21 protein-coding genes are annotated in these 21402 nt (G+C 43.0%); 14 read left to right on the top strand and 7 right to left on the bottom strand.

Annotated elements, in window-relative coordinates:
- Nucleotides 1-19: 19 nt before the first annotated feature.
- Both ACTHPG_RS12945 and ACTHPG_RS12940 read left to right on the top strand, forming a co-directional pair.
- Complete coding sequence (locus ACTHPG_RS12945; RefSeq protein WP_440389782.1) at nucleotides 20-466, top strand: MarR family winged helix-turn-helix transcriptional regulator; 447 nt, start codon at nucleotides 20-22, stop codon at nucleotides 464-466.
- Nucleotides 463-1974 carry a DHA2 family efflux MFS transporter permease subunit gene (locus ACTHPG_RS12940; RefSeq protein WP_440389781.1) on the top strand — a complete coding sequence of 504 codons (1512 nt, stop codon included), beginning with the start codon at nucleotides 463-465 and terminating at the stop codon, nucleotides 1972-1974. The genes ACTHPG_RS12945 and ACTHPG_RS12940 overlap by 4 nt, the downstream gene beginning before the upstream one ends.
- Nucleotides 1975-2082: 108 nt before the next feature.
- Here ACTHPG_RS12940 and ACTHPG_RS12935 read toward each other — a convergent pair whose 3' ends face one another.
- From ACTHPG_RS12935 to ACTHPG_RS12925, 3 genes are all read right to left on the bottom strand, one after another.
- A complete protein-coding gene (locus tag ACTHPG_RS12935; protein WP_440389779.1) occupies nucleotides 2083-2427 on the bottom strand; it encodes an MGMT family protein in 345 nt (114 codons plus the stop codon).
- Nucleotides 2428-2609: 182 nt separating this feature from the next.
- Nucleotides 2610-3341, bottom strand: coding sequence for an RluA family pseudouridine synthase (locus ACTHPG_RS12930; RefSeq protein ID WP_440389777.1), 732 nt, complete (start codon nucleotides 3339-3341; stop codon nucleotides 2610-2612).
- Nucleotides 3342-3343: 2 nt separating this feature from the next.
- Complete coding sequence (locus ACTHPG_RS12925; protein WP_017687801.1) at nucleotides 3344-4207, bottom strand: class I SAM-dependent methyltransferase; 864 nt, start codon at nucleotides 4205-4207, stop codon at nucleotides 3344-3346.
- 292 nt (nucleotides 4208-4499) lie between these two features.
- Between ACTHPG_RS12925 and ACTHPG_RS12920 the strand changes: the two genes are divergently transcribed.
- From ACTHPG_RS12920 to ACTHPG_RS12910, 3 genes are read left to right on the top strand one after another with little or no spacing between them, the layout of a single operon-like run.
- Nucleotides 4500-4952, top strand: a complete 453-nt coding sequence (locus ACTHPG_RS12920) for a flavodoxin (RefSeq protein ID WP_440389775.1) — start codon at nucleotides 4500-4502, stop codon at nucleotides 4950-4952.
- A 5-nt stretch (nucleotides 4953-4957) separates the two neighbouring features.
- On the top strand, nucleotides 4958-5764 hold the full coding sequence (locus ACTHPG_RS12915) for a hypothetical protein (RefSeq protein WP_440389773.1): 807 nt from the start codon (nucleotides 4958-4960) through the stop codon (nucleotides 5762-5764).
- A 52-nt stretch (nucleotides 5765-5816) separates the two neighbouring features.
- Nucleotides 5817-6383, top strand: a complete 567-nt coding sequence (locus tag ACTHPG_RS12910; protein WP_440389771.1) for a nitroreductase family protein — start codon at nucleotides 5817-5819, stop codon at nucleotides 6381-6383.
- A gap of 20 nt (nucleotides 6384-6403) precedes the next feature.
- Here ACTHPG_RS12910 and ACTHPG_RS12905 read toward each other — a convergent pair whose 3' ends face one another.
- Complete coding sequence (locus ACTHPG_RS12905; RefSeq protein ID WP_440389769.1) at nucleotides 6404-7861, bottom strand: 4-hydroxyphenylacetate 3-hydroxylase family protein; 1458 nt, start codon at nucleotides 7859-7861, stop codon at nucleotides 6404-6406.
- A gap of 202 nt (nucleotides 7862-8063) precedes the next feature.
- Nucleotides 8064-8219 carry a DUF1540 domain-containing protein gene (locus ACTHPG_RS12900; protein ID WP_440389767.1) on the bottom strand — a complete coding sequence of 52 codons (156 nt, stop codon included), beginning with the start codon at nucleotides 8217-8219 and terminating at the stop codon, nucleotides 8064-8066.
- Between the two features lie 338 nt (nucleotides 8220-8557).
- Between ACTHPG_RS12900 and ACTHPG_RS12895 the strand changes: the two genes are divergently transcribed.
- A complete protein-coding gene (locus ACTHPG_RS12895; protein WP_440389765.1) occupies nucleotides 8558-9370 on the top strand; it encodes an AAA family ATPase in 813 nt (270 codons plus the stop codon).
- A gap of 72 nt (nucleotides 9371-9442) precedes the next feature.
- Here ACTHPG_RS12895 and ACTHPG_RS12890 read toward each other — a convergent pair whose 3' ends face one another.
- Nucleotides 9443-10909: a HAMP domain-containing sensor histidine kinase gene (locus ACTHPG_RS12890; protein WP_440389763.1), complete on the bottom strand. Its 1467-nt coding sequence runs from the start codon at nucleotides 10907-10909 to the stop codon at nucleotides 9443-9445.
- Nucleotides 10894-11580 carry a response regulator transcription factor gene (locus ACTHPG_RS12885; RefSeq protein ID WP_440389761.1) on the bottom strand — a complete coding sequence of 229 codons (687 nt, stop codon included), beginning with the start codon at nucleotides 11578-11580 and terminating at the stop codon, nucleotides 10894-10896. The genes ACTHPG_RS12890 and ACTHPG_RS12885 overlap by 16 nt, the downstream gene beginning before the upstream one ends.
- Nucleotides 11581-11773: 193 nt before the next feature.
- Here ACTHPG_RS12885 and ACTHPG_RS12880 point away from each other — a divergent pair, with 193 nt between their 5' ends.
- From ACTHPG_RS12880 to ACTHPG_RS12845, 8 genes are all read left to right on the top strand, one after another.
- Nucleotides 11774-12490, top strand: coding sequence for a YceI family protein (locus ACTHPG_RS12880; RefSeq protein WP_440389759.1), 717 nt, complete (start codon nucleotides 11774-11776; stop codon nucleotides 12488-12490).
- A 588-nt stretch (nucleotides 12491-13078) separates the two neighbouring features.
- Nucleotides 13079-14287: a sensor histidine kinase gene (locus ACTHPG_RS12875; RefSeq protein WP_440389757.1), complete on the top strand. Its 1209-nt coding sequence runs from the start codon at nucleotides 13079-13081 to the stop codon at nucleotides 14285-14287.
- Nucleotides 14274-14921: a response regulator gene (locus ACTHPG_RS12870; protein ID WP_307534972.1), complete on the top strand. Its 648-nt coding sequence runs from the start codon at nucleotides 14274-14276 to the stop codon at nucleotides 14919-14921. Before ACTHPG_RS12875 ends, ACTHPG_RS12870 begins: the two co-directional genes overlap by 14 nt.
- 237 nt (nucleotides 14922-15158) lie before the next feature.
- Complete coding sequence (locus tag ACTHPG_RS12865) at nucleotides 15159-17378, top strand: MMPL family transporter (protein WP_440389752.1); 2220 nt, start codon at nucleotides 15159-15161, stop codon at nucleotides 17376-17378.
- Between the two features lie 149 nt (nucleotides 17379-17527).
- A complete protein-coding gene (locus ACTHPG_RS12860; protein ID WP_440389748.1) occupies nucleotides 17528-19423 on the top strand; it encodes an LTA synthase family protein in 1896 nt (631 codons plus the stop codon).
- Nucleotides 19424-19648: 225 nt separating this feature from the next.
- Complete coding sequence (locus tag ACTHPG_RS12855) at nucleotides 19649-19990, top strand: Asp23/Gls24 family envelope stress response protein (RefSeq protein WP_440389747.1); 342 nt, start codon at nucleotides 19649-19651, stop codon at nucleotides 19988-19990.
- The gene (locus ACTHPG_RS12850; protein ID WP_440389746.1) at nucleotides 19990-20493 is read left to right on the top strand and encodes a DedA family protein; all 504 of its coding nucleotides are present in this window, start codon (nucleotides 19990-19992) and stop codon (nucleotides 20491-20493) included. The genes ACTHPG_RS12855 and ACTHPG_RS12850 overlap by 1 nt, the downstream gene beginning before the upstream one ends.
- Before the next feature lie 35 nt (nucleotides 20494-20528).
- Nucleotides 20529-21356: a YihY/virulence factor BrkB family protein gene (locus ACTHPG_RS12845; protein WP_440390241.1), complete on the top strand. Its 828-nt coding sequence runs from the start codon at nucleotides 20529-20531 to the stop codon at nucleotides 21354-21356.
- The last annotated feature ends 46 nt before the right edge of the window (nucleotides 21357-21402 follow it).

Raw genomic sequence — 21402 nt, 5'->3', positions numbered from 1 at the left:
AAAGTAAAAGGGTGAATCAATGACTGATACGTATGAAGTATTCTATATTATCAATTCGTTCCGCCAAGTGAATCAGATGCTTTTTCGAGCATTTTGGAATGAAAACAAGGAGATCGAGCTGACTTCGATTCAATTTATGGTGTTATCCATCCTGAGGGAGCGTCCTTCCATCGGAATCAACGAAGTGGCTGAACTATGCCATATGGGTAGCAGTTCCATGAGCGCCGTTGTGGACCGACTGGTCAAAGGCGAGTATATCGTTCGGACACGTTCGGATGCTGACCGCCGATCCGTTAAGCTGCAGATTACGGATAAAGGAGAATGGGCCCAACAGGAAACGCACCATCTGTGGATGGAAAGAGTGTCACCCATTCTGGATATATCGAAGGAAGATCTTGAGCACCTACTTAGAATTCATAGTCAAATGATTGAAAAGTTACAAGGAAGAGAGATGAACAACACATGAGTACGACTACTGCTGCAGCTCCATCCTCCGCGATGGACAACATCAAGAAAGGCCCGATTGTAGCGGCATTGTTAATTGGTGCCTTTGTGGCATTCCTGAACCAAACCCTGATGAACGTAGCGCTTCCGAAAATCATGGAAGACCTCGCAATCAATGCAAACAAAGCCCAATGGTTAACCACGGGTTACATGCTTGTCAACGGTGTACTGATTCCGGTTACGGCATATCTGATTGCCAAGTTCTCAACACGTCAAATTTTTATTACAGCCATGACTCTATTTACCATAGGTACGTTAGTCTGTGGTATTAGTCCAACCTTCACCATTTTGATGGTAGGTCGTGTCATTCAGGCAGCTGGTGCAGGTATCCTCATGCCTCTGATGACCGTTGTATTCCTGACTATCTTCCCGATTGAGAAACGCGGTCAGGCCATGGGAACCATGGGGATCGCGATGATTCTGGCTCCTGCGATTGGGCCTACACTTTCAGGTTATGTGGTTGAGCATTATTCCTGGAGATTGTTGTTCTATATCATCCTGCCATTCTCTATTATTGCAACGGCAATTGGTATTGCTTTTGTCAAAAACGTAACACGCCAGTCCAGACCTAAACTGGATTATCCAGGCGTTATTTTATCCACACTTGGATTTGGTAGTTTACTCTACGGATTCAGTGATGCGGGTACCGATGGATGGGGCAGTGCAATTGTCATTGGATGCCTCGTCGTAGGTGCGATATCCCTGATTCTGTTCGTTATTCGTCAACTGACAACAGATCATCCGCTCCTTGAGTTCCGTATTTTCAAGTACAACATGTATACATTAACAACAATTATTAACATGCTCGTGACAATGGCGATGTTTGCAGGTATGATTCTGCTTCCTATTTTCCTGCAAAACATTCGTGGTTTCTCACCGATTGAATCAGGACTTCTGATGATGCCAGGTGCGATTCTGATGGGGATCATGTCTCCAATTACAGGTCGCATATTTGATAAAGTGGGCGCACGCTGGCTATCGGTTGCTGGTCTTGCCATTACGGCGATTACAACTTGGGGACTGAGTCGCCTGGCAATCGATACGACTTACGGCTACATGATGTTTATCTATACGGCTCGTATGTTCGGTATGTCGATGCTGATGATGCCGATCCAGACAGCAGGTCTGAATCAACTGCCACAACGTCTTAACGCGCATGGTACTGCGATGTCCAACACATTGCGTACGGTTGCCGGTGCAATCGGTACAGCGATTCTCGTTACCATTATGAGCAGCAAGCTCAAAACACATCTTGCAGAGACATTGGCTACGGGTCAAGTTAATCCGGATGATAAGACAGCGATGATGGCTGCTACAGCAGATGCAACGATTTACGGTGTTAACTATGCATTCATGGTCGCTACCGGAATGACTGTGGTTGCTTTAATTATGGCGTTCTTTATTCGTAAAACGAAACCAGCTGTCGAACCTGTTACGGTAGAACAGGAAAAAGCGACGGCTACAGCATAAAGAATATCAGATAAATATCAAAAAAGAGAACTCTCGCAGTTGAAAAGGGGTACCCCTAACTGCCTGAGTTCTCTTTTTTTTGTGCACGATATGAGGAGGAAAGTACTCTTATTCGGACTGGATCGTTGGATCGACAAGAAATACAGGATCAGGCTCATGTCCAAATCGGTTGAGATTAATGGTTCCGTTCAGTTGAAACTCGACGCCTTCGCTAATCAGTTCTGTTTCCTGCATCATGCGTGAGTGTTCGTCCGGTATGGAGATTTCACCTTTGGCATTGACGACACGGTGCCAGGGCAGACGTTCCTTGCGGCTCATGGAGTGAAGGATACGTACGACTTGTCTTGCGGCTCTTGGACTTCCGGCATGAGCTGCAATCTGACCGTAAGTCATCACTTTTCCTTCCGGAATCGCCGCGATGATCGCAATGACTTGTTTGGTAAATGGGGTCATCAGGATGTCTCCTCTCTATATCTTAGATACGTAAGCTTAAAATAAAAAAACGTGTCGTTCAGATGCAGAATCTGAACGACACGTTGTATGGACAGATCTAACCAGATCCTGTGCAATTATAGAGATTGTTCAGAAAAATCTCTTTTGATTACAACTGAAAACCATTCTTTTTGAACCCGTACTTATCGAAGTTGTTCAAAAGCTTTTTGATACACAGCAGCTGGCCATTCTGCCCAGGGAAATTCTCTTGCAGGCAAAGATTGCAAAATAACTTCTTCTTTGGTGACCGGATGGGGAAAAGCAGCAATCACGGACCAGAGAGCAATCTGTTGCCCGGGTTTATTTACACCTGCGCCGTACTTCTGATCCCCGTACAGAGGACAGCCGATTTCTTTCATTTGCACCCGAATCTGATGAGATCTGCCGGTGTGCAGTTCGATATGGACGAGGCTGTAACGGTCAGTCTCCCCGATAACACGGTAATCCAGAACAGCATCCTTACCGCCAGCCGTACCCTTAGGTACAACAGTAACGGTATTTGTGCGTGCATCTTTCAGGAGCGTGTGTTTTAACGTTCCCTGCTGTGCAGGCAACTTGCCATGTACAACAGCTGCATATATTTTACGGAAATGACGTCCCCGTACTGTCTCGGACAATCTCGAAGCGGCTTTGGATGTCTTGGCAAATATCATGGCCCCTCCAACAGGACGATCAAGGCGGTGTACTAGTCCGAGATAGACATTGCCGGGTTTGTTATATCGTTCTTTCAGATCTCGCTTCAGCAATGTAAGCAAATCCGGATCACCTGATGCATCTTCCTGGGTAGGTACATTGACCGGCTTCGTAATACCTAACAGATGGTTATCTTCGAACAGAATCGGAATTGCGTCGTGATCATGCCAATGTTCTGACATGATCAGGACTCCCAACGGCCCAGAATACCACAAGGCAGATCAAGACCGCTGCGTGTGATTGGCAGACCAATTTCACCTGCAGTAATGTCACCGCCGTACTGAGCAGACATCGTCATGGTCAGCATATTGCGCAGAACCGTGGAGGAGATGCCCGTGGTGTAAGAGTTAACCAGCATGAATAAAGGGTTATCCGACAAGATCGTCATACATGACTTCAAGAAAGGATAAAGGTTCTCTTCCAGTTTCCATGTCTCTCCATTCGGACCGCGGCCATAAGAAGGAGGGTCCATGATAATAGCGTCATAACGATTTCCGCGTCGTTGCTCCCGTTGTACGAATTTGAATACATCATCTGTAATAAAACGAACAGGGCGATCTGCCAGTCCGGATAGTTGAACATTTTCCTTGGCCCATTGAACCATGCCTTTAGCAGCATCCACGTGCACGACAGAAGCCCCTGCGTAAGCTGCGGCTACCGTTGCCCCGCCTGTATAGGCAAACAGATTCAAGACGGAAATAGGGCGTCCTGCATTGGAGATTTTATCCATCATCCAGCTCCAGTTGGCGGCTTGTTCAGGGAACAGGCCAGTGTGCTTAAAGCTGGTAGGTTTAATGTGGAATTTCAGGTTTTCGTATCCGATTGTCCAGCGCTCGGGAATGGGCTTTTTCATATCCCAGTTACCGCCACCGGAAGAGCTGCGATGATAGTGACCGTGCACCTGACGCCATTCGTTGGTTTCTTGCTCAAGGGGCCAAATAATCTGTGGATCGGGTCTGCGTAAGATCACATCTCCCCAACGCTCCAGTTTCTCGCCGCCTCCTGTATCGATTACTTCATAATCCTTCCAATTCTTAGCTACGTACATAATGATTTATCCATCCTTCAAAAGTCATTTGGATACTATTGTACAACAAAAAAGGGCTTGGACGCCAGTTGGGGGACGGGATCAGTGAAGGAAGGTTTGCCATCCGACCTTAATAAGGGTGAAGGTTGTTTGGCTGTGTTGAAATCCAATGTGCGCCATATACTGAAAAACAAAGATATCCAAAATTTAATTTGACAATGATAATCATTATCACATATGATTTTGTTAATTCAAATTCATTCTTTCTTCAGAGAGAAATTAACATGATCAAATTAAAGTGAGGGAAAAATAGATGGCAAAATTGTTAGTGGCTTATGCAAGCATGACGGGAAATACAGAAGAAATTGCAGAACTGATTGTGGAAGGAATTACACAGGGAGGCCATGAGGCGGACCTGAAATCCGTAACGGATTGTAATGCATCCGATGTATTGGACTATGACGGATTCATGATCGGCGTGTACACCTGGGGAGATGGGGAATTGCCAGATGAATTCCTTGATTTCTATGAGGAGCTGGATGAACTTGACTTGAGTGGTAAGAGAGCCGCGGTATTTGGTAGTGGTGACACCTCGTATGAGCAGTACTGCGGTGCAGTTGATCTCGCGGCTGCCAAGCTGCAAGAGCGTGGGGCGGAGGTATCTCCAGAGATGTTGAAAATAGAATACAGTCCGCTGGAGCAGGAGAAGGATACATGCCGTGACTTTGGCAAACGCTTTGCTGCTGCCGGATTACAGGTATCCTAAAGATCATGTTACGACATAATGTTCAGGCAGCGATGCCGGTCGGAAGGAATGACCTTCCTGAACGTCTGCTTGAGGATTACAGATTGGAAGAAATGCTGCGCAGTCCACACCGGTTCATCCGCCCTGAGCCAGTGTCTGAGCAGCGTCCTCCACTGCAATGGAGACACCGTGTACAATACGCGGTGAGCCATGCAATCAATGCCTTTTACAGTCTCGACCCCGATGTTCGCAAAGAGGTACCTGTACAGTATTTGCTTGAGAAGTGGTGGCCCAGAAAAACAGACGGTTTTGAATCTGTTCTCCATTACTGGGATGTGAAGAACAAGATCACGGATGAATTGTCACTGTCCATTGCAACCAACGATGATCTGAAGCATCCAGTCATTCTTTTTGAACAGTGGAGAACGGAGGTACCTTCATTATCCATGCAACTGTCGATGATATTTCAGGCCGCCTGGCAACCAGAAGGCTGGGATTCGCTGCTTATCCAGAAATATATGGTTGTCCACGATTCGAACGTAGTCGAGGCGTTTCAGCATATGGTCAGTGTATTTTGCTGGGAAGCTTTCGGAAAATTACCGGGGATGATCGAGATATACTGCTTGTTGGAAGGACGCAAAATTAGGTACATCCCTGGACGCCAGTCTCTGATTCGTTCCATGGACTACATTCGATTAATACGTGATAGCATGCCGCATGCAGAAGTGGTGGAGTCAGAACAGTTCACGACGCGTGACAAACTACGCATACACGAAGAGGTAGATCGCTGGAGAGCGGAAGCCGTTGAACCGAAGAAAACATGGTTGATGTAATGGCGGTTGAAGGATAACGATATATCATGCAGATAGAGGAGGGGAAGTTGCCATGTCTACCGGTCTAAGTCAAGATATAAGCAGCGGCAAGAGACGTGCAGGAACATGCGAATTCAGTCCGTTGCCAGTACCCCAGTCGGTTATACGGAAGTTGCTTGATGAAGCAGATCCTTCATTATATGTCATAAGTTCAGAACCTTGGAGGTTTATGTTGTTTGCAGGCGAAGGGCGACAGCTATATCTGGAAGCCGTCAGACAGAGCTATCCACCCCATCTGGCTGATCGCTACGGGGATTGGGCTACATATCAATACACGGAAGCGATCCCTACACATCTGGTTGTCGTGGCACCTATGAATGCCCGTGAGGATGATCTTCTGCCAGCCAAAGCCTGGAGCAAACGTTTTAGTATTCTGGCTGCGGAACAGGGATTGAATGCGGTCTGGAAGATCAATGATTATCAACAACATCCTGTGTTTATGAATTTGATGGGCTTGACAAGTGAAGAGAAGGTGCTGGGAGTATTCCATATCGGTTACGGAGACCAGCCTGCATTGCGCGATATGGATGCAAGCAGACCAGCCTCTGAACTGATGACGGTCTATGACCATCTGGTATAAAGAATGATTCGTTAGTTCTCTTATTTACTGGTGTTGGATAGAAAATCACGAACGAGCTGACGATTGGTCTGATCTTTGTTGTAGACGGAGAACAATCGGTTTGATACCGTAAGCACATTGCCAAAAAAGAATCGTTCGAATTGGGTCTGTCTGCCCCCGAATGATCCAGCCCCAAGCTCCCAGATCAGGCGAAACAGAGCGTTACGTTCGTGAGAAGCCATATCGTTCCCTTTCAGATATATATTCAGTGAAGGAGCGATATCGGATTGAAACTCTTCTTCCTGAGGGATCATAATTACCCCACTCGAACCCAAAAGTTGCAGAATTTCAATCATCTCAGGATAAAGTTTCGGAAAAAGGAGATTGGCTGCCATCAACGGTTTGGGTGCAGGTAATACAAATCCTCGTCCGTCAGGTATGGCACCTGCCTCCGCGGCCAAAGCCAATGCTTTTAACGATTCAAGACCTGCGAACACACGTGCTGTTTTCTCGATAACATGTGCTTCCGTATTCAGATCAAGCGTATCCGTGAGCAGCTGGATTGTACCGAGAACAAATTCTGTCTTGGCAATATAACGACACAGCACCTGATGACCTGCGTGAATATGAAAGTTGCTACCACTGAAGAGACGCGAGGACATTTCCTCACTTCCTGCAAAAAATATTCGTTCATGTGGAACGAGCACCCGGTCAAAGATGACGATATTGTCCATTTCTTCGTATCTGGAACTCAGCGGATAGTTGGTGTGAGATTCGGCTGCATAAGTATCCCTGCATACCAGACTGATTCCTGGAAGATCGTTGGGCACAGCAAAAGAGAATGCGAATGGATTTTCGTCATCAAATGGGGCGGGAGAAGGTGAAGGATAGACAAAAATCTCATCCGAAGTGGCAGCTTGTGTAGCCATCATGAATGCTCCGCTAATAATGAGGCCTTCCTCGGTGCGGTCTACGACCTTTGCGGCAATGGCATCCTCAGTGGCATCCAATTGCCCTGAAACTTTGCTGGCAAAGGGCTGAATGAAGGCATGGGATAGCGTAATATCATGATCACGGCAGTAGGCATAATAATTCTTGAGATTTTCTGCATATTGGGGAGATAATTCGTTCAGGAGATTCGCACCTGTGTAGAAGGACATGATGGCTGTATTCATGTAATCGGGTGAGCGACCAAGAAAGCCATGATGGACATTTGCCCAGATATTCATCCCTTCCCGTCGTTTACGGAGGTCGTCGGCACTGGTTGGGGGCAGAAAGGATATGCCCACAGGTTTGCCGTCTGCTGGAGAGGCATACGTCATTGTTTCCGCAAATTCAGGATCAGATTGCAGATCATACATGTGCATCTGAGTTTCCATTAAACCAGCAAATGCTACATGTTCAGAGCGTTTACCAATAATAAGGTTGCCTTTGTACCAGCAAGGGACGGACTGAGCATCAATTCGTTCACGATACTGTGTGCCACTTTTAACAGGCATTGATATTCACCTCTTGGTTCTAATCGTTCATGGGCAGACTGACTTCTTACGTAGTGTACGTAGGTGATCTGTCCAATGTGCATTTAAGAGATGAGAAGGATTTTTACAGATTAGGGCTTGATAATAATTATCATTCTTGTTACAATGAACAAAGAAAAAAGGAACCGGTAAGGGCTCCTTTAAGTGGTTCACTTGAAATGACTTATTTTACTTCAAAAGTCTTGCAGTCTGTTTCAGCAGACTGACGAACTTCATCTGTGGAACTGTGGCTTACAATGTAGATCGAAGAAGCGTTACATTTGTTCTCTTGAGCCCAGTGACGACAGGAATTTACTTCACACAATACGTCTTTTGCCATGATTGTTAACCTCGCTTTAATTGGATTACATTCGTTGGTATAAAGAATCCAGATACAGCAAGTTGCCGCTTGCAAAGCTGGAAAATTTTTGCTCTCAAGAAATTAGAGGGCTTTTTTGCGTTATACACAACGATGCATATTTAGAATAGCAAATTTTATGGAAGCTTGCAACCAAATGCCTCTGTTTTGTGGCAAAATAGTGGACGTGCTGTGGTTGTATTTGCAAAAAGGCAGTAGTATGTTATTATTTAATAGTAATAATTACGATTAATGGTTTAGGTAGTACTATATAACTTGAATCACGGACTGAAACTATAAATGAAGGAGCATGTGTATACATGAGCAAAATAAACCATATGAACCGGATTCCCCGAGCCAAAGGGATCGATATGGCTGCTTTTTACACGCCAAAAGAGTGCAGGCGCAAAGCTCAGCATATTGTATTTTCTGCTGAAAACGAGCGCATCATTAACGAATTCATAACCATTCTGGGCATGAAAGAGAAGTTCAGAGAGCATGATGTAACAATCCCCAACAAAATGGTTATGTTCGGGCCTCCCGGTACGGGAAAAACATTAACGGCATCACATTTGGCGGAGCGCCTTGAATTGCCACTCGTTCTCGTGAGATTGGACGCAGTCATCCATAGTCATCTTGGGGAGACGGGTAGTAATGTACGTAAGTTATTCGAATATGCACGAATGAATCCCTGTGTATTATTTCTGGATGAATTTGATGCCATAGGCCGGACGCGTGAGAGCAATGATGAAGTGAAAGAGATGGCTCGTGTCGTCAATACGTTGTTGCAGTGTCTGGACGAATTCGATGGGGACAGTATCCTGGTAGCTGCGACGAATCTGGAAACCCAACTGGATCACGCCATCTGGCGGCGGTTTGATACGAAGATGACCTATGGTATGCCTGATGATACAAGTCGCAGATTGTATATCAGTAAGTTGGTGGGATCATTTGAACAGGAGACAAAGGTGGAAGATTACATATGTGAACGCTTGACCGGATGCAGTTATGCGGATATAGAGCAGATCGTTTTGAAAGCAAAACGGAAAGCGATCATTGCCAGTAGTGTACTTCATAAGCAATTGATCTCGGATGCTTATGATGAATACAGGCCACGTGTCTTGGAGTGTTGACTGAAACAACGTTGAAATAGCCCAGGGTTCCTATCGTGGAATCCTGGGCTATTTGCATATTAGCATGTTGCGTTACACTTTAACGGCTGCTCCGTATGCTTTTTCGGTATTCATGGCTTCTTGCGTTGCAGTCCAGCGTGGCAGACTTAATCTGAACATGCTTCCTTCCGGGCTACTGGAGACAAGTGTCAATTCACCGCCTTGTTCGTGGGCGAGTAACCGGCTGTATGTTAATCCTAGTCCCAGACCGCGATTGCGTCGTTTCTTGAGTTCTCCTCGATAGAACCGTTCGAAGATCTTGGGTTGGTCTTCGGCCGCGATGCCTGTGCCGTTGTCCTTGACCTCAACGTACAGCATCTGTTCTTCTGCACGAAGATATATATCGAACACAGCCTTTTGTTCAGGAGCTGTGGCATGAAGTGCGTTATTGAGTAAATTGACTATGATCTGCTGAATACGGAGAGCATCCCCCATGGTGAAAAACGTAATTGGAGGGGCGTGCAGCTGCACCTCTGGCATTTTATCCTCGTATGCAATCTTCCACTGATAGATGATCTCACCGACCAACAGCTTCAGATCTGTCCGTTCCTTGCGAACGGCAACGCTTCCTGCAGCCATGGCATTATAATCAAGCAGATCAGCGACCATACGCTCCATGCGTTCGGATTCCTTCAAAGCGATATCCAAAAATTCTTTTCCTTCCTGCGGACTCACAACATCGTCACGTACTGCCATAACGAGCCCCTTGATTGAAGTTACGGGTGTCTTGAGTTCATGACTTACCCCAGCCAGCGAAAGTGTACGCCATTCTTCGAGTTGTTGGAGACGAGTGGCCATATCGCGGAATGAATTGACAAGTTCATTGATCTCACGTTCTCGTGTATTCAAGTCAAGACTCACCTCGTAATTACCACCTCGAATCTGTTCAGCGGCATAGGCCACCTGTCGAATAGGTCTGGATAACTTGTTGGACAGGAGATAGATGGTAAACCATCCACAGAGGATTAGTCCTCCCAGTATTAGAGCCACGAGCCATATGGTCTCTGGACCAAATGTAATCGATTGTTTGGACTGCATGACCCACACTTTGCCCAAGGTTTGATCGCCTTCGGATATGTTGACCGTTACGCCTGCATATTTGTTGTTCCGCGGTTCACGATAGTCGTCTGACAGTCGATAATGCACATCTTTTTGCTCCATTTTAGGCTGGGAAAAGATCAATTGATTGTTATTGTCCAAGATCATGACACAAAAATAGTGATCTGTATTGAATAATTTCTCTCGCTTGGTTACCAGTCTGTCCAGATCGGGTGGAACCCGAAGCATATTATTTTCACTGGTCACATGATCGGCAATCTCCAGACCAAGCAGTTCTGCGGTTTTCAGACTTTTCTCAATGGAAGTTGTTCGAATCCAGTAGAGTGCTCCTGCCACAATAATCGTGAAACCAATGCACAAAATCAGAAAATATCGCAGAGTCCAGTGTGACAGAATGGATATGGTTCGTTTGGGTTTCTTCTGTTTCAGTTGGCGATCCAAAATTGATACCCCGTTCCTCGCAACGTCCGAATTTCTCCCGTCTCTGGCGACCAATGGGAGAGGGCTTGACGTAGTCGTTTAATCGATAGATCCACAGCACGGTCACTGCCATCATAGTCCATTCCCCATACCTGTTCAATCAGATGATCCCTGGTAAATGTACGATTCGGATAATCGGAAAGGAAGAACAGTAACGACAGGTCACGAGGTGTGAGTGCAACCTCTGCACCGTTCAAGAGAACCTGCTTGGCAGCAAGATCAATGACGAGATTCCCGAAAGAACGCTTCTCTTCACCACCTGAGGTCCAATGTGGATTACGGCGCAACACCGCATTCACTCTGGCGACGACTTCTTCCGGTACAAAAGGTTTGCTCATATAATCGTCCGCACCGGCATTCAATCCGTTGAGACGGTCTGAAATGTCATCCAGTGCGGTTAGCATGATCACGGGACAAGCACTTTTTTCGCGAATAATCCGCAGCAGATCCCATCCGTCCATTCCTGGTAGCATCACATCAAGTAATACAAGCGAAGGCATGACGGTATCGAATAGGGTAAGTGCAGTCGGCCCATCTGCTGCATGATGAACTTCAAATTCTGCTTTTCTCAGATAAGCAGCCAGTACTCGTGCAATGGCCTGCTCATCCTCGACGATAAGTATGGATTTCAAGAAAAGCGTTCTCCCTTCATTTCATAAACTTGTACTGATTTTACATGAGCAAGAGCGTAAAGCCAATCCTGTATTACGGATTTGAAAAAAATATCGCACTTGTCGTATCTTGACTTCTTCCTGACACAATCGGTTGGTATGATCCATATCAACAAGCAATCTAAACAATTATATAACTGGAGGAAACATACAGATGAACAAGAAAGCGAAAGCATGGCTTATTACAGGTGTAACGGCAGTTGCCGTAATCGGTGGCGGTGGTTACTATCTCGCCAATAGTTACATGGGGAACAATGTTGAGATTGAGCAGGTGCTCCCTGCGAGCACAGCGACTTCGACAACATCAGTAGATAGTACAGGTGCGGTTGTCGCTAATGAAACTGCGGGAGCAGAGCAATTGAACGGAGACTGGAGCATCAGTGAAGGTTCGAAAGTATACTTCTCTGTAACTACTTCGCAGGAGACAGTTAACTTTGTGGACGAGCAGGTAACAGGCAATTGGACTATTAATGTAGACGATGCTTCCCAGATGAAAGCAGAAGGACAGATCGAGATGGACGGGATTGATTCCGGGAATGGACAGCGTGACGGTCACGTGAAGCAAGCCGATTTCTTCGATATTGCGACATATCCGCAAGCTACGTTTACAGCGACTTCATTTGAAGGGGTACCTGCGGAATGGCCTGTCGGTCAAACGGTTGATATCAAAATGAACGGTACCATTACGGTTAAAGGCATTGAAAAAGAAGTAACTTTTGATGCAAAAGCCGCTTATGAGAATAACGAAGTGTTGTTGTCTGCGACATCCATGGTAACGTTCGAAGATTTCGGAATGGAAAATCCGCACTCCGTTGTACTCTCGACTGAAAATGACATTCAGGTACAGATTGAATTGAAACTTACCAAATAAGTGTAGTAAAGATCATATACCTAAAAATCTGTTCTGCTTCCGCTTTCCGGTGGACGGACAGATTTTTTGTTTTTTACAAATCGTGTCATTCTTATAGTGTGCGTTGTCATATGAATGAAAATATTTTAGACGCTGTGAAACTACGAGATTAGGATTTTATAGATGACCAACCTTACATTCATCTAAGTATAGTTTTGTGGGACATTGAACCAGTGCACATTAAACTAACGTAGAAACGTTAGTGTATAATGACAACAAGGAGCAGCCGATTTTTGTAGTCAGGCAAAAAACATGAGGAATTATCGGAATTCATCTGAGAGGATTGATTCTCCCTCGAGGGTAACTTTGATACTATAAACAGTATATTTGCCCAAAAGGGCAATCAGACATACCCATTTGTACGATGTAAAGGATAGGTAGATAATATTAAGATGAGGTAATAACTGAATTAACTCTCTTTCGCGCTTTTACAAATCCTTAGCATAGTATCGGACAAGTCGTTAACCATATACCCAAAAAAGGGAATGTAAGCTTTTATCGAAAAATTTGCAAAAACCATTGTACATATTGGAACTGAGGTGAACTTTTATGGTTGTTACTAGTAAGAATAAACTTGAGACTATACATGAACTATTTGAAACAAGAAAGCCCATCTTGATTTGGTTAATCTTTGTATACGCAGGATCTGTTACTCTTCAGTTTCTGGATGATCCTAGAGTAATTAGCAGTTTGGTATTTACGGGATTGTTTATTCTCCACGCCGCGTTGCATTGGATTTCTTATCGGGTTAACCAAAGACATTTTTGGTTTTATTTTGGAGTTCAAGGGATTCTAATTTACTTGTGCGCTATACTTTTTCCAGGAAGTTATCAGGCAGTTCTGGTTGGGTTGCTTCCTGTACTCATTGCTCAAAGTTTGGGTTTTTCTTTTCGAATCAGCAGGGTGATATTTATAGCTTTAGTTAGTGTTATTATATTTTTTGATTCTGCCTTAACTGTTGGAGATACAAAGGAACTGCTGGTATTCATTCCGATTTTTATAATGATGTTAATTATCGTCATCGCTTATGGAATCCTATTTTTTCGTCAAGTACATGAGCGAGTCAGGCTGCAAAAGTTTTTGAATGAACTGCAAGTGGCTCATCAAAAGGTCGAAGAACTTACATTGTCCAATGAACGGCAGCGAATGGCTAGGGATTTACATGATACTCTTGCCCAAGGAGTCGCGGGTCTAATTATGCAATTGGAAGCTTCTAATGCACATATGGTGCAGGGGAATACGGAGAAGGCTCATAACATTATAATTCAATCCATGCAGCAAGCACGCAGAACACTGGCTGAAGCGCGTAGGGCAATAGATGATCTTAGAACTACATCAGCACCTGATATCGATTTTAAGGAAGCGCTTGAAGATGAGGTGAGACACTTCAGACATTCCACGGGCATTCAGGTAGACTGCCATGTACAACTGAATCAGCTACTATCCAGAGTTGTGATGGAACATAGTCTTCATATCGTCAGAGAGGTGTTGACGAATGTTGCACGCCACGCCAAAGCAAATATAGTAAAAATCAGTGTTATCGTCTCGAACAATCAACTTCAGATCGAAATATCAGATAATGGAAAAGGATTCAATCCTGATGCGATCGGAAAGGAACCAGGTCACTATGGGTTACTTGGAATCCATGAGCGAGCAAGATTAATTGGTGGACTGATTAAGATGGAGAGCAGCCAAGAAGGCACAACCATAACGATGTCAATGACAATTCATGAAGGAGGTCAGCATGAGCCCTTATAAAATTATGTTGGTGGACGATCATTTTGTAGTGCGTGAAGGGCTGAAGCTCATATTAGAGACCAGCGAAAAATATCAAGTCGTAGGGGAAGCCGTAAATGGCCAGGATGCGCTTGAGAACGTTGAAAAGCTTCAGCCTGACATCATTTTAATGGATCTGAATATGCCTGTTCTGAGTGGACTCGAAACGATGAAGGAATTTAAGAAAAAAGGTCTGACAATCCCTATTATTATCCTGACTACGTATAATGAGGATGAAATGATGATTAACGGGTTGGCTTTGGGAGCCAAAGGGTATTTGTTAAAAGATACAAGCAGAGAAAGCTTGTTCAGAAGCATTGATTCTGCAATGCGAGGGGAAATGCTTTTATCTGAGGAGATGCTAGAGCGAGTAATGGCTGCTAAATTAAAATCGCAACAAGAGGTTAAGGAAGATGTCAAACTCTTGAGCGATAAAGAAAGCTACATTTTGCAATGCGTAGCTAAAGGCTATAAAAGCAAAGAAATCGCATTCGATATGAATATCGGAGAACGAACAGTCAAAGCTCATCTAACGAACATATACAATAAATTGGGGGTAGATTCTCGATCACAGGCCGTAGCTACTGCGCTGGATCGAGGTATTTTGAAGCTATAATTGTTGATCAATGCTAGCTAGCATGCAGGGTACCGACCTGCATGCTTTTTCTGTTGTTATCGAGTTGATGACAATCAATACACATGTTGTAGATTAGATCCATAAAAGAGAATTTTAACTTGATATAACTTTCCCCAAAGGGCAGAATTGAATGCCCATTGGGACGATGTTGCTATCCCAAACTAATTATAAAATAAGATTATATTTAAGATATAGAGCAGAGGAGACGAAACTGACATGGCAAAAATGTTATACAGACTGGGTTTTTGGTCTGCCAAGAACCGTATTAAGGTAATCATCGGAACAATGATGGTGATGTTGATTACCTCAATGGTAGCAATGGGGATGGGGCCGAAGCTTAGTGAAGAAACTACGATACCCGGGTTAGAGTCTATTGAAACGATGGGGCAGATGTATCAGGAGTTTCCTTCTATGATAGATAGCAGCAAAGCAATTCAGCTGGTGCTTAAAGCGCCTGCAAACGAAACATTATCTTCTGAAAAGGTAAAACAACTGATTGAAACACAACTTCAGGGCATATCCAACGATCCTGCTGTAACTGAAGTATCTGGGCCATATAATAATGAATCAATGAACACGGATGGCTCGATCGCTTATGCGACAGTCTCTTATAACAAGGCTGATGGTGATGTTAGTGAGACGTCTAAAGAATATGTAATCCATGCGGCAGAAGCTTTACGGAACGCCGGACTGCAAGCAGAACTCACGGGTTCAGGTTATGTGAAGATGGAGATTGGTGGAGCTACAGAAGGAATTGGTATTCTACTTGCGCTGGTTATACTTTCTATTGCTTTTGGATCTGTCCTCACTGGCATCATTCCGATTCTAACCGCAGTCATTGGTCTTGGAACCGGCGTAATGCTGATCATTCTTGGATCTAATTTTCTGGATACACCTTCCTTCGCATTATCATTAGCAAGTATGATTGGACTTGCAGTAGGTATTGATTATGCACTATTTATTATTTCAAGATATCGTCAAGAACGTGCGAAGGGTTTTGAGAAAAGAGAGGCTATTGCAATAGCTAACGGTACAGCAGGTAGTGCAGTTGTTTTTGCAGGAATAACCGTCATTATTGGACTTGCAGGTATGGTAGTCGTTGGAATTCCTTTCCTCACAGCGATGGGAGTAGCCGCTGCGCTTTGTATTTTTGTAGCTGTACTAATTGCAATAATTACAGTGCCGGCCGTTCTTGACGTAATGGGCGGAAAAATCAAGGTTAAGCCGATAAAGAATTCTAAAAAATTAAATCAAGCAACAACTCGAGGAAATCTGTGGGGTAGATTGGTTACAGGACGACCTTGGATCACAGTGATTCTAGGATTGGCTCTTCTCTCCACGATATCGGTACCCTTTCTACACATGGAAACAGGGACTATGGATGATGGATTAAAATCAACAAGTATGACGGAACGACGAGCATACGATTTGTTATCTGAAGCATATGGCGTGGGATACCATAATCCTCTGATGATTCTTGCCAAAACGGATGGAAGTGCAGAAGCTGATGCTAATGTATTGAAAACAGTGGAACAGCTTAAAACCTATCCGAACATTGGGGTGGTTGCTGATCCGGTTACAGGCGCATCCGGAAAGGTATCTTTGATTAACATTATTCCAGCTACGGGGCACGCTGATGTGGAAACGGTGGAACTGGTAAAAACGATTCGCAGTCATATTCCTGAGATTGAACGTCAGAACCATGTAGAACTACAAATAACGGGCAGTACGGCAATTAATATTGATATCTCTCAAAAGCTGAACGAAGCCTTACCTAAGTTCTGTATCATAATCGTTAGTTTGGCGTTTATCCTGCTAGTCATGGTGTTTCGTTCCATCTTGGTTCCAATTAAAGCAGTACTCGGTTTTGTTCTCTCACTTGGAGCTACGATGGGATTTATTACCTACGTTGTTCAGGATGGACATTTCCAAAATATCTTTGGCTTCAGTGGACAATCACTTGTGCTTAACTTCTTACCGATAATGGTTGTTGGTATCCTGTTTGGATTGGCTATGGACTATGAAGTGTTTTTGGTTAGTCGTATGCGTGAGGACTTCAAAAAGCATGGTGATGCCAAACAATCTGTACTCGTAGGAATGAAGCATAGTGGGGGCGTAGTTACAACTGCTGGATTGATCATGATATCCGTATTTGCAGGGTTTATGATGACAAATGATCCAAGTATTAAGGTCATGAGTTTTGCCCTACTCTTTGGAGTATTGTTTGATGCCTTTATTGTTCGTCTATTCATTGTCCCAGGTGTGATGATCTTGATGGGTAAATCGGCTTGGTACTTGCCGAAATGGTTAGATCGACTTCTGCCGAACTTGGATGTTGAGGGAGAAAAGGTAATGGAAATCGTTGAAGAGCGTCATCAGAAACGTACGAATCAGCATGATCTATTTCCAGAGCCTATCAATAGAGTAGAGATGTAAATTGAAGATGGCAGGTTTATTGATGAAATCTGCCATCCAATGTTTTGCCGAGAGGTAATCTCGTTTTTCTATTCTAAAAGATTGATTACGTTGTAGGGGAGGAAGGTGCTGCTCCTTCTCCTTTTTAATAATTCTAGAGGATGAATGGTATGTACAAACGAAATGAAGGCGCGGACATCAGATTAAAACATCGATCCTATGAAAATTTGTGTTTGTTTAGTTTTATTCTCCTGTTGAAAAGTGTAGTCGCATGGTCTGTTGTATTTCATGATGGAACCAATTGGGGTATTGTTCAAACAGAGCTTCCTTTTTTTATCCTGGTGTTCAGCCTAATTGAGTGGTTTGCAGTCAAGAGGAAGGTCTTATACTATATGCTGGTCAATTTCTGCATGACGTTAATATATTTTGCGGTCATCATGTACTACAAATATTACGGTGTTATCGCTACATATCATTCACTTAAACAAGCCAAAAAGGTTACTCATGTCGGAGAGAGCACATTATCTTTGCTTACACCCTATTATTTATTTTTGTTTGTTGATATTGCCTTATTTCTAGCTCTAATTATCTTACCTAAGTATGGTTCAATCTGGAAGAATCGTGCTTCACGTATGAGTCGTAAAGTGTTAACTTGTACGATTAGCGCATCATTCGTTTTATGTGTATTCAATATCTGGCCGGTGCATGCAAGTCTGAATGAAATCAATAAAGCGAAGAATATGGGGATTCTTAATTATGAGGTCTATAAGGTTGTCGCCGATCGTGTGGAAAAGGAAGTGCTAATAGCTCCTGACGATATCTCTCAAGAAGCAATTCATGAAACCAAGGGAATTCCTCCACTTCAAGACGAACCCAAGTTTCATGGAATCAATAAAGGCATGAATTTAATACTCGTACAGATGGAATCCTTTCAAAACTTTTTGATTGACCTCCAAATCGACGGGCAAGAGATTACACCTCATCTAAATCAGTTGATTAAGAATAATACGTACTTCCCTAATTTCTATACGAATGCTGGACAGGGGACAACCTCAGATGCCGAGTTCGTCGTAAACACTTCCTTTTACGTACCTAAGGATGAACCAGCAACCTCATCCAAATATATGGATAAACAGCTTCCAAGTCTACCGCACTTACTGAAGGAAAATGGTTATGATACAGCGACGTTCCATACCAATAGTGTGGATTTCTGGAATCGTAATCGATTATATCGTGCCATTGGTTTTGAACGATATTATGATCAAGTATTTTTCGGAGAAGATGATCCTATTGCTTTTGGGGCATCGGATGAAATTTTATACTCCAAAACATCTGCTCAATTGTCCATATTGAATAAGCAGGATCAACCTTTCTATGCCATGGTCATATCCATGAGTGCACATCATCCTTATCACTTGCCTGAAGAAAAGGCTAAAATGAAGCTTCCTGAGCGTTTCCAGGATACATTGATCGGTGATTATATTCAGGCTCAAAATTATGCAGATGTTGCGCTGGGTCAGTTTCTTGATGAGCTGATAGAGTCTGGACTATGGGATAACAGTGTGGTCGTATTTTATGGGGATCACCAGGGGATACCAATGACTGGTCTTACAGGCAATGAAAAAGAACTGATAAATTCCTTGTTAGGTCATGACTATGGTTACACAGATATGATGAACATCCCATTCATTATGCATTCGCCTTCAGGGCAGTTTCCTCCTGTAATAAACACGACAGGTGGACAAATTGATATTCTACCAACGGTAGCCAATCTGTTGGGAATTCCCTTGGGAGATCAACTGGTTTTAGGTGAAGACCTGTTCAATCAGGAGCGTAATTTGATTCCGTTAAGACACTTTCTACCTGATGGTTCATTTATTAATGATAAAATATTATATATGCCAGGTAATCAATATGCCGATGGAGTACATTATGAACTAAGTAACAATAGAATCGTTGAAGGGGGATCTACTGCATCTCAATTCTTGGCTGCCCAGCATTTACTTGACCTTTCAAATAGCTACTTACTACAGTTACCTGATGCCTACAGTAATCAGGAGAAATGAATGTTTGAATGGGTGATTGCAGGATAACTGTTCGATGATACGGGATACAGGCAAAGGGAGACATCAGTAGTTGATTCTCCCTTTCTTTGTGTGCTCCTCAGATATGAAAAGCACATGCCCAAAGGTACAATATCTCTCTGCCCCAAGGTACATTACGTTAATTTCTAATTCAAGATAAAATGGGTTTATACCACTTACAAAATTGTTTTAAAGGGGACATTACAATTGATTATACAGACAGATATAGGGAAGTTACATGTTTTAGAGCAGGCGATTACAACAATTGTTTCAGGAGTTGCAAGATTAGAATCTGGAATAATATTGTTGTCAACAGGAGCCGTAGATAGCCTAATTAAACACGTGAGCGGGAAAAAAATGCATAAGGGAGTATTGGTTACCTTCTTAAACTCAAAATTAATCATTGAGCTTCGAATTGTTGTCACTTACGGAGTGAAAATCCACTATGTCAGCCGTGAATTACAGTCCAGCATATTTGAAGCGGTGAATCATATGACGGGTATTTCTCCAGATCAGATCCACATTCGTATTGAAGGTATGAAACGATAATGATTAGTAATACACTATTAGAACTTGTTAATCAGTACGGATATGTATTTTTCTTCTTGGCTTTTTCACTGGGCCCTTTTGGGATTCCAGTACCTAATGAAGTCATTATTTTATCTGGTTCCATATTAAGCCATACAGGAGTTGTAAATTATTGGGCAACGTACAGCGCCATTGTAACAGGCTTATTATCGGCGATCACAACTTCCTATATCCTAGGAAGGTTTTTTGGTCATAGATTTAAAAAAAGATGGTCCAACAATCGCTATTTCTTAAAAGCGGAGTCTATGTTAAGAAGAAAGGGTGATCTGGCCATGCTTATTGGCATGTTTATTCCAGTGGTGCGTTATGCGATGCCTTTGCTGATTGGAATGAGTGAAATTCATTTCAAGAAATTTGCTCTTTTTACCTATTCAAGTGCTTTGATTTGGACAATAACTTATTTTGCTTTAGGAATTTATTTTAAAGAGCCTGTACTATCATTGATGCAAGTATTGGGATATTGATATATGATAATTGTACATAAAGGAGATGATTTGCAATTAAAGAAACGTACATACATATTCGAGAAAAATGCACTCCATACTGGAATAAAGTAAAGCAGATCGTCGTACCTGAGTTACGTTTACTCCCCGGGCATCTTACTCTTTTTTTCGTATTATCCCTGATTCCAATATTAATTTTGATTAGTTACACATCGTCCTATTTGAAATTTCCGATCATAGATATTTTAGTATCGTTAAAAGGAATACTTCCAACGTCTGTATTTGAAATGCTGGTTCCTTATACTGAAAAAGGGCTCACGCTTCATAGTGGTGTCTGGATGGTCTTTGCATTTATTTTAGCTTCTAACGGAATGCATGCAGTGCTTGTCTGTTCGGACACTCTATTTGGTTTCAAACATCGAAACTATTTTCTTCGTCGACTGAAAGCACTTCTTCTGACCATCATGTTGGTTGTAATTATCATATTTACCTTGTTGGTGTATAGCTATAGCAGTATTGTCTTGCATTTCGATTTACTTGAAGGCATTAATGAGATAACAAAACTGTTGATCGCTATTCTGAGATGGCCTGTCGTTTTACTGTTTTTGTTTCTCACAATTAAAATCGTGTATATGGTAACACCTAGATATAGAATCCCTGGAAAGAACACGAATATCGGAGCACTTTTCACGAGCATTGTATGGGTAGTTTCCACATTTGCATACTCATATTATCTTAATCATTTTAATAACCAATACAGCGATTTATACGGAGATTTTGCCAATGTTATTGTTTTAATCATGTGGATGTACATTTTATCCTATGTATTTACTTTAGGTATTTCTATAAACGCATATCATTACCGGATTAAACAAGTAAGCTGATGATCACAGTTACTTTCCTAAAACATATATAGGAGCACCCATTGCT

Source organism: Paenibacillus sp. SAF-068, assembly GCF_051967555.1.
Lineage (GTDB): Bacteria > Bacillota > Bacilli > Paenibacillales > Paenibacillaceae > Paenibacillus.
The sequence above is the reverse complement of the archived record's forward strand: the minus strand, read 5'-3'. Positions and strand labels throughout refer to the sequence as shown.

Bases quoted from the DNA above. Each gene is read 5' to 3' on its own strand.
- ACTHPG_RS12945 (WP_440389782.1), top strand. From the start codon at position 20: ATGACTGATACGTATGAAGTATTCTATATTATCAATTCGTTCCGCCAA.
- ACTHPG_RS12940 (WP_440389781.1), top strand. From the start codon at position 463: ATGAGTACGACTACTGCTGCAGCTCCATCCTCCGCGATGGACAACATC.
- ACTHPG_RS12935 (WP_440389779.1), bottom strand. From the start codon at position 2,427: ATGACCCCATTTACCAAACAAGTCATTGCGATCATCGCGGCGATTCCG.
- ACTHPG_RS12930 (WP_440389777.1), bottom strand. From the start codon at position 3,341: ATGTCAGAACATTGGCATGATCACGACGCAATTCCGATTCTGTTCGAA.
- ACTHPG_RS12925 (WP_017687801.1), bottom strand. From the start codon at position 4,207: ATGTACGTAGCTAAGAATTGGAAGGATTATGAAGTAATCGATACAGGA.
- ACTHPG_RS12920 (WP_440389775.1), top strand. From the start codon at position 4,500: ATGGCAAAATTGTTAGTGGCTTATGCAAGCATGACGGGAAATACAGAA.
- ACTHPG_RS12915 (WP_440389773.1), top strand. From the start codon at position 4,958: ATGTTACGACATAATGTTCAGGCAGCGATGCCGGTCGGAAGGAATGAC.
- ACTHPG_RS12910 (WP_440389771.1), top strand. From the start codon at position 5,817: ATGTCTACCGGTCTAAGTCAAGATATAAGCAGCGGCAAGAGACGTGCA.
- ACTHPG_RS12905 (WP_440389769.1), bottom strand. From the start codon at position 7,861: ATGCCTGTTAAAAGTGGCACACAGTATCGTGAACGAATTGATGCTCAG.
- ACTHPG_RS12900 (WP_440389767.1), bottom strand. From the start codon at position 8,219: ATGGCAAAAGACGTATTGTGTGAAGTAAATTCCTGTCGTCACTGGGCT.
- ACTHPG_RS12895 (WP_440389765.1), top strand. From the start codon at position 8,558: ATGAGCAAAATAAACCATATGAACCGGATTCCCCGAGCCAAAGGGATC.
- ACTHPG_RS12880 (WP_440389759.1), top strand. From the start codon at position 11,774: ATGAACAAGAAAGCGAAAGCATGGCTTATTACAGGTGTAACGGCAGTT.
- ACTHPG_RS12875 (WP_440389757.1), top strand. From the start codon at position 13,079: ATGGTTGTTACTAGTAAGAATAAACTTGAGACTATACATGAACTATTT.
- ACTHPG_RS12870 (WP_307534972.1), top strand. From the start codon at position 14,274: ATGAGCCCTTATAAAATTATGTTGGTGGACGATCATTTTGTAGTGCGT.
- ACTHPG_RS12865 (WP_440389752.1), top strand. From the start codon at position 15,159: ATGGCAAAAATGTTATACAGACTGGGTTTTTGGTCTGCCAAGAACCGT.
- ACTHPG_RS12860 (WP_440389748.1), top strand. From the start codon at position 17,528: ATGTACAAACGAAATGAAGGCGCGGACATCAGATTAAAACATCGATCC.
- ACTHPG_RS12850 (WP_440389746.1), top strand. From the start codon at position 19,990: ATGATTAGTAATACACTATTAGAACTTGTTAATCAGTACGGATATGTA.